The organism is Rhodopseudomonas sp., assembly GCF_036404135.1.
GTDB lineage: Bacteria > Pseudomonadota > Alphaproteobacteria > Rhizobiales > Xanthobacteraceae > Rhodopseudomonas_A.
The window spans coordinates 1-9,964 of the sequence record NZ_DASWPE010000081.1 but is presented as its reverse complement, the minus strand read 5'-3'; the positions used below and the strand labels follow the sequence as shown (position 1 = coordinate 9,964).

General features: G+C 65.2%; 14 protein-coding genes, 1 tRNA gene and 1 pseudogene. 9 read left to right on the top strand and 7 right to left on the bottom strand.

Annotated features, from left to right (window positions below):
• Window positions 1–161: 161 nt before the first annotated feature.
• Window positions 162–602 carry a VOC family protein gene (locus VGC77_RS08900; RefSeq protein ID WP_331171209.1) on the top strand — a complete coding sequence of 147 codons (441 nt, stop codon included), beginning with the start codon at window positions 162–164 and terminating at the stop codon, window positions 600–602.
• A 482-nt stretch (window positions 603–1,084) separates the two neighbouring features.
• Here VGC77_RS08900 and VGC77_RS08895 read toward each other — a convergent pair whose 3' ends face one another.
• Complete coding sequence (locus tag VGC77_RS08895; protein ID WP_331171208.1) at window positions 1,085–1,339, bottom strand: PilZ domain-containing protein; 255 nt, start codon at window positions 1,337–1,339, stop codon at window positions 1,085–1,087.
• 305 nt (window positions 1,340–1,644) lie between these two features.
• Here VGC77_RS08895 and VGC77_RS08890 point away from each other — a divergent pair.
• From VGC77_RS08890 to VGC77_RS08880, 3 genes are all read left to right on the top strand, one after another.
• Window positions 1,645–1,719, top strand: a tRNA-Glu gene (locus VGC77_RS08890).
• 125 nt (window positions 1,720–1,844) lie between these two features.
• Window positions 1,845–2,045: a hypothetical protein gene (locus tag VGC77_RS08885; RefSeq protein WP_331171207.1), complete on the top strand. Its 201-nt coding sequence runs from the start codon at window positions 1,845–1,847 to the stop codon at window positions 2,043–2,045.
• A gap of 136 nt (window positions 2,046–2,181) precedes the next feature.
• Window positions 2,182–2,505, top strand: a complete 324-nt coding sequence (locus VGC77_RS08880; protein WP_331171206.1) for a hypothetical protein — start codon at window positions 2,182–2,184, stop codon at window positions 2,503–2,505.
• A gap of 16 nt (window positions 2,506–2,521) precedes the next feature.
• Here the strand turns inward: VGC77_RS08880 and VGC77_RS08875 are convergent, their stop codons facing one another.
• Both VGC77_RS08875 and VGC77_RS08870 read right to left on the bottom strand, forming a co-directional pair.
• Window positions 2,522–3,637 carry a beta-ketoacyl-ACP synthase III gene (locus VGC77_RS08875; protein ID WP_331171205.1) on the bottom strand — a complete coding sequence of 372 codons (1,116 nt, stop codon included), beginning with the start codon at window positions 3,635–3,637 and terminating at the stop codon, window positions 2,522–2,524.
• Window positions 3,638–3,996: 359 nt separating this feature from the next.
• Window positions 3,997–4,272, bottom strand: a complete 276-nt coding sequence (locus VGC77_RS08870) for a DUF3551 domain-containing protein (protein ID WP_331171204.1) — start codon at window positions 4,270–4,272, stop codon at window positions 3,997–3,999.
• A 307-nt stretch (window positions 4,273–4,579) separates the two neighbouring features.
• Between VGC77_RS08870 and VGC77_RS08865 the strand changes: the two genes are divergently transcribed.
• Window positions 4,580–5,080, top strand: coding sequence for a collagen-like protein (locus VGC77_RS08865; protein ID WP_331171203.1), 501 nt, complete (start codon window positions 4,580–4,582; stop codon window positions 5,078–5,080).
• Window positions 5,081–5,344: 264 nt separating this feature from the next.
• Entirely contained in the window at window positions 5,345–5,479 is a 135-nt protein-coding gene (locus VGC77_RS08860; protein ID WP_331171202.1) for a hypothetical protein, read from the top strand.
• Between the two features lie 251 nt (window positions 5,480–5,730).
• Here the strand turns inward: VGC77_RS08860 and VGC77_RS08855 are convergent, their stop codons facing one another.
• A complete protein-coding gene (locus VGC77_RS08855) occupies window positions 5,731–5,970 on the bottom strand; it encodes a DUF3551 domain-containing protein (protein ID WP_331171201.1) in 240 nt (79 codons plus the stop codon).
• Between the two features lie 145 nt (window positions 5,971–6,115).
• Here VGC77_RS08855 and VGC77_RS08850 point away from each other — a divergent pair, with 145 nt between their 5' ends.
• Window positions 6,116–6,376, top strand: a complete 261-nt coding sequence (locus VGC77_RS08850) for a hypothetical protein (protein WP_331171200.1) — start codon at window positions 6,116–6,118, stop codon at window positions 6,374–6,376.
• 177 nt (window positions 6,377–6,553) lie between these two features.
• Window positions 6,554–7,126: an HdeD family acid-resistance protein gene (locus VGC77_RS08845; protein ID WP_331171199.1), complete on the top strand. Its 573-nt coding sequence runs from the start codon at window positions 6,554–6,556 to the stop codon at window positions 7,124–7,126.
• Window positions 7,127–7,132: 6 nt separating this feature from the next.
• Here VGC77_RS08845 and VGC77_RS08840 read toward each other — a convergent pair whose 3' ends face one another.
• The 3 genes from VGC77_RS08840 to epmA form a co-directional block, all read right to left on the bottom strand.
• Window positions 7,133–7,366: a hypothetical protein gene (locus VGC77_RS08840; protein WP_331171198.1), complete on the bottom strand. Its 234-nt coding sequence runs from the start codon at window positions 7,364–7,366 to the stop codon at window positions 7,133–7,135.
• A gap of 218 nt (window positions 7,367–7,584) precedes the next feature.
• Entirely contained in the window at window positions 7,585–8,679 is a 1,095-nt protein-coding gene (locus tag VGC77_RS08835) for a lysine-2,3-aminomutase-like protein (protein ID WP_331171197.1), read from the bottom strand.
• A complete protein-coding gene (epmA, locus tag VGC77_RS08830; protein WP_331171196.1) occupies window positions 8,676–9,728 on the bottom strand; it encodes an EF-P lysine aminoacylase EpmA in 1,053 nt (350 codons plus the stop codon). The genes VGC77_RS08835 and epmA overlap by 4 nt, the downstream gene beginning before the upstream one ends.
• 54 nt (window positions 9,729–9,782) lie before the next feature.
• Here epmA and VGC77_RS08825 point away from each other — a divergent pair.
• A pseudogene (locus tag VGC77_RS08825) lies at window positions 9,783–9,964 on the top strand (elongation factor P); the annotation flags it as partial.

The following is a 9,964-nucleotide window of genomic DNA, read 5'->3' as shown; positions in this document are numbered from 1 at the left end:
AACTCGAAACGTACATGATTTTGACCTCAATGATCAGTCGGCTTGATAACGATCGGCGGGGGCTGCGGTTCCTTTTTGAATGAAAAACAGCGGCGCTCAAGGTTGCCGCTTGGAGGACGCGCCCCATAATGCCCGCGAGTGAACGCCGGGGGAGTAGGGCGATGCGCTACCTGCACACCATGATCCGCGTGACGGATCTGGACAAAACGCTGAAATTCTTCGTCGATCACCTCGACATGACCGAGGTGCGGCGGACCGAAAACGAGAAGGGGCGCTACACGCTCGTGTTTCTCGCCGCCTCGGAGGATGTCGCCTCGGGGCGCGACAAAAAGGCGCCTCTGCTGGAGCTGACCTTCAATTGGGATCCCGAAGTCTACACCGGCGGCCGCAACTTCGGCCACCTCGCCTATGAGGTCGACGACATCTACGCCACCTGCGATCGGCTGATGAAGCTCGGCATTACCATCAACCGGCCGCCGCGCGACGGCGAGATGGCGTTCGTGCGCTCGCCCGATCTGCATTCGATCGAGCTGTTGCAGAAGGGCAAGGCGCTGCCGCCGCAGGAGCCGTGGGCGTCGATGCCGAACACCGGACATTGGTGAGCACAGACACGCCGCACCCGCGGCTGCTGCGGCACCGCCGCGACAGTGATCCAGCCAACTACGCATCGCGCCGCGAGTTGAATCGCGGCGCAATGGAATCCATGCCGCGTCGGGAACCCTGCAGGGGGCGTCGCGTTCTCCTCCCGACATTGATTTGTAGGGAGGTTGACGATGGGACGCGGACTTCTGCTTTGGCTTCTTGGTGTGCCGATTCCGGTGATCATTCTGCTGTGGCTGTTCCTGGGGCGCTAGGCACGCCACACCGGCACAGCCGTGTCGAGAGCAGCAACACGAGAGCAACGACAAGAGGCATCGCATCGCGCTGCCTCTTGTTTTGCGTTGTGACCCGCGCGCTACGCGCGGCGGCGCCCGACTGCGAACAGCTCAAGCAGGATCCCGGAAAGTGGGTCCCGGTTCGCGTGAAGAAAACGCGTCAAATAAGAATCCAGAACTCCGGTTCTGATTTTATCAGAACCGGAGTTCTAGGCGGTGAATTTGAGCCCCAGCGTGCTGCCGCGGCGCCACACCACTTCACAGTCGCGGCCATGGCGGGCATCGCGTGAAAACGCCAGCCGCAATTTTGAGTTCAGCGCCTGCGGCGATTCTAGGGTGATCTTGGCGCCCGACGCGGACAGATCGAGCACCACGCAGGGCCGCGCGGCGAAGCCGCCTTCCAGGGTGATCCAGCCGGTCTGCTGCACGGCCTTGCGGCTGTCGCGCTTCTTCGTCGATGCCATCGTCATGCCTCCAAATCGAAGCAAGTTTTAGCGGTCGAGCGTTGCGGAATGCTTGGCGCGAGGCGCGAAAACCGCGGCATCGCGGAAAGGTCTTGGTTAGAAGTGGCGCAACCTCGCGCAGAGCGCTTGCCCGTCTCGAAAAACGCCACTATACGTTCGCCCGCACTCGCCAAATCAGCCGCCAACGGCGGATTTCGGCAGCCGGTCGGTGCCGATAAGGCATTGATCGATCTGTAAGACTCGTTTTATACAGCCGCGAAACGCGACCCAGCACCGCCTCCCGGAGGGGCCGGGACGATCGTTTGGCTCCCTTCGTCTATCGGTTAGGACGCCACCCTTTCACGGTGGAGAGAGCGGTTCGATTCCGCTAGGGAGCGCCATCATTGCAATGGCATCGCGCAAAACCCGCTGTTATCGGGGCCGCCGCTCCGTTATAAGCGAGGCCGGCAGGAATCGCGCGCGGACCCGCGGTGTTGTTGCTTCGTCCGATCGTCGGAGGCCTCAGATGGGCGTCTGGAAAGCCATCAAGAATCTCTTCATCCCGTGGAATCTGATCACCCAGTCGAACGGGCCTGATGCCGACGGCGTCCGCACCGTCGACCTCGGCCAGATGCTGATCGACGGCGCCAGCGGCGACGTCTCCGACATGACCGGCATTTTGGAGCACGGCCGGCGAGCCCCTGCCCCGCCCGCCAAGACCTCCTGATTTTCCTCAGGCTCCCCGGCGTGCCAGCTCTCCCACTGTTGGCCAGAGCTGTACGCGGTCGCCAAGGGTTTACGCGGTCTTAATGCAACGCCCGCAATCTTCTGCAATTCACGATCACCGATCGGCGGGTTGAGGGATGGCATTTCGCAGAACACTGCTGACGGTGGCGCTGGCGATCAGCGCCACGGCGCCGGCTTGCGCCAATGACTGGCGCTATTGCCTCGCCTCCTCCGACGCCGACCACAAGGCCTATGTCTCGGCGCCGTTCTCCACCTCGGATGATCTGGTCCGCGCCGAAACCTCGTTCCGCGACCTGCTGAAGCGCTCCCATCTGAAGAACTATGTGGTGCAGTGTCCGAGAAGCGACGACGAGACCTCGCTGCTGGCGATGCAACGCCACGCCATCGGCTTCAACGCGCAATACGGCAACCAGACCACCGTGCTGGATTGGCATCCCTGAGGCAACGGCTCGCGACTCAGCGCTTGCGCACGAACACCGTGCCGGCTGAATAGCCGGCGCCGAAACTGCAGATCAGCCCGACGTCGTCGGCCGCCATGTCGTCGGAGTGCTGGTGGAAGGCGATGATCGACCCCGCCGACGACGTGTTGGCGTAGCGGTCGAGGATGATGACGTTCTCGTCCGCGGTCGGGTCCCGGCCGAGCACGCGGCGGCCGATCAGCTCGTTCATGTTGATATTGGCCTGGTGCAGCCACAGCCGCTTCAGGGCATGCGGATCGAGCCCGAGCGAGGCGGCGTGACTGAGGATCATCTCCGAGACCAGCGGCACCACTTCCTTGAACACCTTGCGGCCCTGCTGCACGAACAGCTTGTCCGGCAGGTCGCGGCGCTCCGGCGCGGCGCGGTTCAGAAACCCGGCATTGTTGCGGATGGCGTTGGAAAACTGGGTCTTCAGCCGGGTGCCGAGAATCTCCCAGCCGCCTTGCGCCTCGTCGGCACGCTCGACGATCACCGCGGTGGCGACGTCGCCGAAAATGAAATGGCTGTCGCGATCGCGAAAATTGAGATGGCCCGAGCAGATCTCCGGATTGACCATCAGCACCGCGTCGACCGAGCCGGTGGCGACGAAATCCGTCGCGGTCTTGATGCCGAAAGTCGCCGACGAACAGGCCACGTTGAGGTCGAAGGCGAAGCCGCCGAGCCCGAGCGCGGCCTGTACTTCCACCGCCATCGCCGGATAGGCCCGCTGCATGTTGGAACAGGCGCACAGCACCGCGCCGATCCGCTCGCGCGGCTTGCCCCAGCGTTGCAGCGCCTGTTCGGCGGCCGCAACCGCCATCTCGGCCAGCAGCGAAATCTCGTCGTTGGCGCGCTCCGGGATCGCCGGGCGCATCAGCTCGGGATCGAGGATGCCCGACTTCTGCATCACGTAACGCGACTTGATGCCCGAGGCCTTTTCGATGAACTCGGCCGAGGACGGCTGCAACGGCGCGATCTCGCCCGCCGCGATCGGCGCGGCATGGGCGGCATTGAACCCTGCGACATAGGCATTGAACGCCTCGACCAGCTCGGCGTTCGAGATGCTTTCGGGCGGAGTGTAGAGGCCGGTCGCGGCAATGACTGCAGGGCGCACAGAAAGCTCCAGGCATACGGGTGGGGCGTGCACGACCGCTGATCGGCAAACCCGATCCGGCCGCGGCTGGTTTTCAGCCCAATTCGCCTGGATGTCTAGCGATGCGAAGGTCGAGAACCCGGCGCCGGCAGGGTTATCCGACTTGGTGTTTGGTCTGGCATTTGGCCATTTGCAAGCGCGAAGGCGATGTTGCAGGGCAGCAGGCCAGAGCTCACCGCGGCGCCGTGTGGGCCGACGACAAGCGCCCCCGAAGCTTGCGCAAGCGGTAAGCGCCGATGCCTGGGACTATCAGACGCCCCGGCGCGAAAATACGCCGCCCCGGCGCGATCGACGGGGCGGCGTGTCGGCGAGCGCGCTGCTTACCACTGCGCGCGGGCGTTGTAAGGGGAGGACTGGTAGGCCGGCCGGCCCTGGGCACCGAAGGCGAAGCGCGGATTGATGGCGCAATCGGATTCGGTGCCGGAGGCTGCCGCCTTGCATTGCTGGAAGCTGCTGTAGTCGCAGGCACCGGGGTAACCCTGTTGTTGCCCCTGTAGACAATAGGCGTATTCCCGGGCTTCGGCCGGGGACGCCGACACGCCGGTTAGGGCGGCGACCGACGTCGCCGCCAGGGCCGCGATGATAAGCGAGCGCATGGAGATCTCCTGTTGTGGACGGAATGAGAACCCCGCCGCCGCGCCGGCGTTCCGAACGCCGCGAACAAGCGCGCGTGAGCGCTGCGTGTGCAGTCGTTAATAACCCGTCTGCGCCAGGGCCCCGCTGCAATGTCGCGTTCACGACGTTTCCGAATCAGTGATTTAGCTCAAGGAAACGGCCGCCCCGCGATGCTAATGGTGATCGCGGCTGGGTGGCAGGATGACGCCCAGCTTTTCATTGGTTGGACATGTGGCCCCGCCCGGCCGGTAAGTACCGGCATCTGCGCAGCTCAGGTGGAACGACAAGATGGATTATCTCTCGGCAATCGCCTCGTTGCTGGTGGTGCTGCTGCTCGGCGGCGGGTCGATCTTCATTGGCTACCTAACTTTGAGTGAAATGACCCTGCCAGCTTGGCCGGCCTGGCAGCGCCCCACCCTGCCGAGCTTCACCTCGGAGCAGATTCGCAATCAGGTGATGGTGGCCACCGTCGTGGTCGGCGCGATTGCAATCGTCCTGGTTGCGCTCAACACCCGCAGCCTGAAGGGCGAGCCGGGCGACCCCGGCGCGCCGGGCCCACAAGGCGCCGCCGGCGCGCCTGCGACCGCGCTGCGAACGCTGGTCTCCAGCTCCTGCGCCAAGGATGGCTGTCCCTTGACCTGTGACGCGACCGAGACCCTGGTCACCGCGCTCTGTGTCAACGGCACCGGCACCCGGCTGACTGACACGTTGCTGGTCGAGAACGGCCAGCTGAAGGCGAAATGCGGCGGCAGTTCCAGCAGCATCATCGTCACCTGCGCACCCAAATAAGCGCCAAAAGGAAGCGCTCAACTAAGTGCCACAGTAAGCGCTCAAGTAAGCGTTCAATCACCAACGATCGGCCAGCCCTCGCTCGCAGACGCGGCCTGCCGCGGCAGCCGCTCGACGGCACGGTGCCGGGTCCGAACCGGGGCGCAGAATTGCACGGCTCGCCCGCAGGCCGCGCATGCGCGCCGATGCCGGCATTTGATCCGCGTCAACGCCAATCCTCGAATTCGGGCGGAATAATTTAAAATCTACAGAGGATGCGCAGCCATGATGACCCTCGATATTCTGCTGCTATCTGCTGCCGCGGTGTCCACCGTGGTGATCCTGTTCAGCGTGGTGATCCTGGGCGATGTTCAGCATCAGCACCAGCGCGTCCACATCGATCCGCGCCAGCGGCACTGAGCATCAGGCCCTGGCCCGCGCCGCTAAGCATCAGGCCCGCGCCCAGCCGCGCGGTTCCTCTCGCGGTCATGGTATTCGTGGCCATGGTGACTGACCGCAGCTCTGTCTGCCAGCGATGTCGGCGCGATCGCCGATCTGATGCCGGCGTGACGACCGACCGACACATTTGTCGTTGGCGCCGTCAATGCTGAGCGCGGTTGGTCATGCTTCGCCGCTGCTGTTAGCGGAAGCGGCGGCGGTGGATGCGGCGATCAGCGGCGGCGATGCGCGCGGCGGGGTGCGCCGTAGCCGGCAGCCGGATTGACGATGCAATCGGCATATCGGCCCGACGCCGAGGCGGCGCATTGCCGGTAGGTCGAATAGCTGCATTCCCCCGGATAGCCGAAGCCCGGCGATACCAGGCAATAGCGATAGTCGCGGGCGTGCGCGGCGTTGCCGAAGGCGATCGCGGCCGACACCAGCGCCGCCAAACCGATCCAGATTTTTCGCATCACGGTCTCCTCCTGGAATTTTGAACAGATTCTGGGGAATTGTGTTCCGATCAGAGGCGGAATCGGGGAAATTCCTCCCGGATTATCGGAACGAGATCGATCAACGCCGGTTTGCTCCCCCGCATCATCTAACAAGGAGCGAATGATGAAATTGAAGATCAACCTGGCGATGATCGCCGGAGCTGCGCTGTTGGCAACCACCATGGGCGCCTCGGCGCAGAGCCAGACCGATTCCAACGGCAATGCCATGGGCTCGCAGAATGTCGGTAACGGCGTCCACAAGTCGACGGGCGGCATGCATAAGGGCACCGTCGGGTCGTCGAATATGGGCCGCAGCAACATCCAGCCGCCGGCGTCGAGCCAGGGCGACGTCGGTCCGGCCGGCAACAACAACGGCACTCGCTGAACCGTTGAGTTGCAGTTAGCAGCACAGGCCCCGGAGCGATCCGGGGCCTTGCTTTATCGAGCGGTCACCACGATCTGGCTCCTGTCCGGACGTCTCGCGGCTGCGAACATTGTTGCGGCCGCGGCGTTAGCGCACGCTATAATGGTAGCCGACATTGCGCCGGTAAAGGAGATCTCGATGACACTTCCTGATGATACCACCCGCCTTCAAGCCGAGCTGGACGCCGCCGCGCATGCGCATTGGAAAGCGCTGCTGATCGAGGGCGTGCTGTTCGTGATCTTCGGTCTCGCCGCGATCATCCTGCCGCCGGTCGCGAGTCTGGCCATCACCATTCTGCTGGGCTGGATGCTGCTGATCAGCGGCGTGATCGGCCTGGCGCTGACATTCTGGGCGCGGCAACTGCCCGGCTTCTGGTGGTCGCTGGCCTCCGCCGTGGTAGCGCTGATCGCCGGCGTGATCCTGCTGGCGCGGCCGCTCGAGGCCACCTTGACCCTGACCATCGTGGTCGGCGCCTACTTCCTCGCGGAAGGCGTGGTGACCATCATGTACGCGTTGGAGCATCGCCGCGAACTGACCGAGCGCTGGGGCTGGATGCTGGCCGCCGGCCTCGCCGACCTGCTGGTCGCCGCCGTCATCATCAGCGGCCTGCCGGGCACCGCGCTGTGGGCGATCGGCCTATTGGTCGGAATCAATCTGTTGTTCGGCGGCGCCTCGATGATCGCAATGGCGCTGGCGGCGCGCAACCGCTGACGCCGCTCAGCAACCGCGGCAGATGCTGCGCAACTGCCGATCCAGCGCCACGTCCGCCGGATCGCGGGTGTTGGGGTCTGGCAATGACGGATCGAGCCTCGGCTGGCGGTGGCCAACCGGGGCGGGTACGACGGCCTTTTGATCGGACGACAGCGCCGGCGAGCCAGAACGATTGTCGGCGGGCGCCGTGCCGATGCCGCTCTGTGCCATCGCGGCGCTGCCGAGCGCCACGAGCAGCATTGCCGATGTGATCAATCTTTGCATCTTGCTTCTCCTTAGCCTGGCGCCGACCAGCGCTGCGTTCGATCCTCGCGCGCAAGCCTGCGCCGCGCAATCCCGCAGCTTGAGAGCTCGGCCATGGTTCGGCCAACCATACTCCAGCGGCCACAATCCCCGACCCCGCAAGCCGCGTCGGGTCTTCACGATTGCGATGACGCTCCGGATCCGCCGGCTCCGCGTCAGTCGTCGGCGGCGGCGCGCGGCGGATAGAGATGAACGTCGCCGCAATAGTCGGTGACACGATAACGCGAATCTGCCGCCGGATCATCCGAAAGCATCAAATAATTCGGGCCGACCGGCGCCTTGCCGTAGCCGCCGGGGATGTCCAGCACGTAATCCGGCTGGCACAGCCCGGACACCCGGCCGCGCAATTGCCGCATCAGGGCCTGACCTTCGGCGAGCGGGGTGCGCAGATGCGCGGTGCCCGGCGCCAGATCGCCGTGATGCAGATAATACGGCTTGATCCGGCATTCCACGAAGCCGCGCATCAACGCCGCCAGCGTCAGGGCGTCGTCGTTGACGCCGCGCAGCAGCACCGACTGGCTGACCATCGGGATCCCGGCATCGATGATCCGGGCGCAGGCGGCGCGCGCCGCCTCGCTCAATTCGCGCGGGTGGTTGGCGTGCAGCGCCATCCACACCGTGGCGCCGGCAACCTTGAGCGCACCGACCAGGTCGCGGCTGATCCGCGACGGCTCCGCCACCGGCACGCGGCTGTGAATGCGGATGATCTTGACGTGCGGGATCGCGGCGAGATCGGCCATCGCCTCGGCGAGCCGGCGCGGCGACAGCATCAACGGATCGCCGCCGGTCAGGATCACTTCCCAGATCTGCGGATCGGCACGGATATAATCCAGCGCGGCGCGATAGGCCTCGCCGGACAGCGTTGCGGCCTTGCCCGGCCCCACCGTCTCGCGGCGGAAGCAGAACCGGCAATACACCGCGCAGACCGTGACCAGCTTCAACAGCACGCGGTCAGCGTGGCGGTGCACGATGCCCTCGACCGGCGCGTGCGCGGTGTCGCCGATCGGATCGGCGCGCTCGACCGCATCGACACGCAGCTCCGCGGCGCTGGGGAGATATTGCCGGGCGATCGGATCGGCCGGGTCGCTCGGATCGATCAGGTCCGCGACCGCGTCCGTCACCGCCACCGCGTAGCGCTGCGCCACCGCCTCGAGCGCCGGCCGGTCCTCCGCCGACACCAGCCCGCGCGCCACCAGTTCCGCCGGCCGCCGCAGCGTCGTCGCAGCGGGAATATTCAAAAGCTTGCTCATGGCGTCCCCGCCGGCGGCGTCCACACCACGTCGTCGATCCGCCGCGCGCCGGCCGCCAGCATCACCAGCCGGTCGAAGCCGAGCGCCACGCCGCTGGCCTCGGGCATCTGCCCGACCGCTGCGAGAAACTCCTCGTCGAGCGGATAACGCTCGCCGTAGCGGCGCTGCTTCTCATCCATTGCTCTGGTGAAGCGCGTGCGCTGCTCCTGCGCGTCGGTCAACTCACCAAAGCCGTTCGCCAGTTCGACGCCGCAGGCATAGACCTCGAAGCGCTCGGCCACCCGCGGATCGGAGGGCTTGGTCCGCGCCAAGGCGGCTTCCGGCGCCGGATAGTCGCATAGCACGGTCAGTTGCCCCTGCCCCAGATTGGGCTCGATATGTTCGACCAGAATCTTGCTGAAGATGTCCGACCAATCGTCGTCGTCGCTGACCCTGACCCAGCGCTGCGCCATCGCGGCCAGCGCACCGCGGTCGCCCTCGCCGCCCTTGATGCTGGCCAACAGATCGATCTCGGTGAAGCTCTGGAACGCCTGCGCCACGCTCAGAAGTTGCGGGGCGGCAAACGGATCCGCGGAGCGACCGCGGAACGCAAACCGCCGTGTGCCGGCGGCGCGCGCCGCCGCTGCGATCACCGCCACGCAATCCTCGATCACCGCCTGGTAGGGCGCCCCGGCGCGGTACCATTCCAGCATGGTGAACTCCGGCAGGTGCAGATCGCCGCGCTCGCGGTCGCGGAACACGCGGGCGAATTCGACGATTTTTTGCTCGCCGGCGGCCAATAGCTTCTTGCAGGCGAATTCCGGCGAGGTCCGCAGATAGCGGCACAAGCGCTCGCCGGCGCCGATGGTCAGTTCCGTGCGCGGCGCGTGCAGATGGGTCTCGTTGCCGGGCGAGGCCTGCAAAATCCCGGTTTCGACCTCGATAAAGCCCTGATCGGCGAACCATTGCCGGGTGGCGCGGGTGATTTCGGCCCGCGCCCGCAATAACGGGGCGCGATCGAGGTGGCGGGACGGCGCCCACCACGGCGAAATCGGCCGGGTCAGGTCCACTAAGGTTGTCCCGCGGCGAGCCGCAAAACGCTGGCATCGCGACACGAAATCAGTATGTTGCAGGCCGAAACCGCTTCGCTGGCCACAGGACACCCTTGTCCGGATCGGTCCCGGGCCCGAAATTTAGGAAACAGTCCTTTGAAAGTCATCGCCAGTTCTATTCGCAAGGGCAACGTCATTGAGCAAGACGGCAAGCTTTACGTGGTTCTGACCGCCGAGAACATCCATCCCGGCAA

What these genes read in the sequence shown, in the direction of transcription:
- VGC77_RS08900 (WP_331171209.1), top strand. Translation starts at nt 162, where the DNA reads ATGCGCTACCTGCACACCATGATCCGCGTGACGGATCTGGACAAAACG.
- VGC77_RS08895 (WP_331171208.1), bottom strand. Translation starts at nt 1,339, where the DNA reads ATGGCATCGACGAAGAAGCGCGACAGCCGCAAGGCCGTGCAGCAGACC.
- VGC77_RS08885 (WP_331171207.1), top strand. Translation starts at nt 1,845, where the DNA reads ATGGGCGTCTGGAAAGCCATCAAGAATCTCTTCATCCCGTGGAATCTG.
- VGC77_RS08880 (WP_331171206.1), top strand. Translation starts at nt 2,182, where the DNA reads ATGGCATTTCGCAGAACACTGCTGACGGTGGCGCTGGCGATCAGCGCC.
- VGC77_RS08870 (WP_331171204.1), bottom strand. Translation starts at nt 4,272, where the DNA reads ATGCGCTCGCTTATCATCGCGGCCCTGGCGGCGACGTCGGTCGCCGCC.
- VGC77_RS08865 (WP_331171203.1), top strand. Translation starts at nt 4,580, where the DNA reads ATGGATTATCTCTCGGCAATCGCCTCGTTGCTGGTGGTGCTGCTGCTC.
- VGC77_RS08860 (WP_331171202.1), top strand. Translation starts at nt 5,345, where the DNA reads ATGATGACCCTCGATATTCTGCTGCTATCTGCTGCCGCGGTGTCCACC.
- VGC77_RS08855 (WP_331171201.1), bottom strand. Translation starts at nt 5,970, where the DNA reads ATGCGAAAAATCTGGATCGGTTTGGCGGCGCTGGTGTCGGCCGCGATC.
- VGC77_RS08850 (WP_331171200.1), top strand. Translation starts at nt 6,116, where the DNA reads ATGAAATTGAAGATCAACCTGGCGATGATCGCCGGAGCTGCGCTGTTG.
- VGC77_RS08845 (WP_331171199.1), top strand. Translation starts at nt 6,554, where the DNA reads ATGACACTTCCTGATGATACCACCCGCCTTCAAGCCGAGCTGGACGCC.
- VGC77_RS08840 (WP_331171198.1), bottom strand. Translation starts at nt 7,366, where the DNA reads ATGCTGCTCGTGGCGCTCGGCAGCGCCGCGATGGCACAGAGCGGCATC.
- VGC77_RS08835 (WP_331171197.1), bottom strand. Translation starts at nt 8,679, where the DNA reads ATGAGCAAGCTTTTGAATATTCCCGCTGCGACGACGCTGCGGCGGCCG.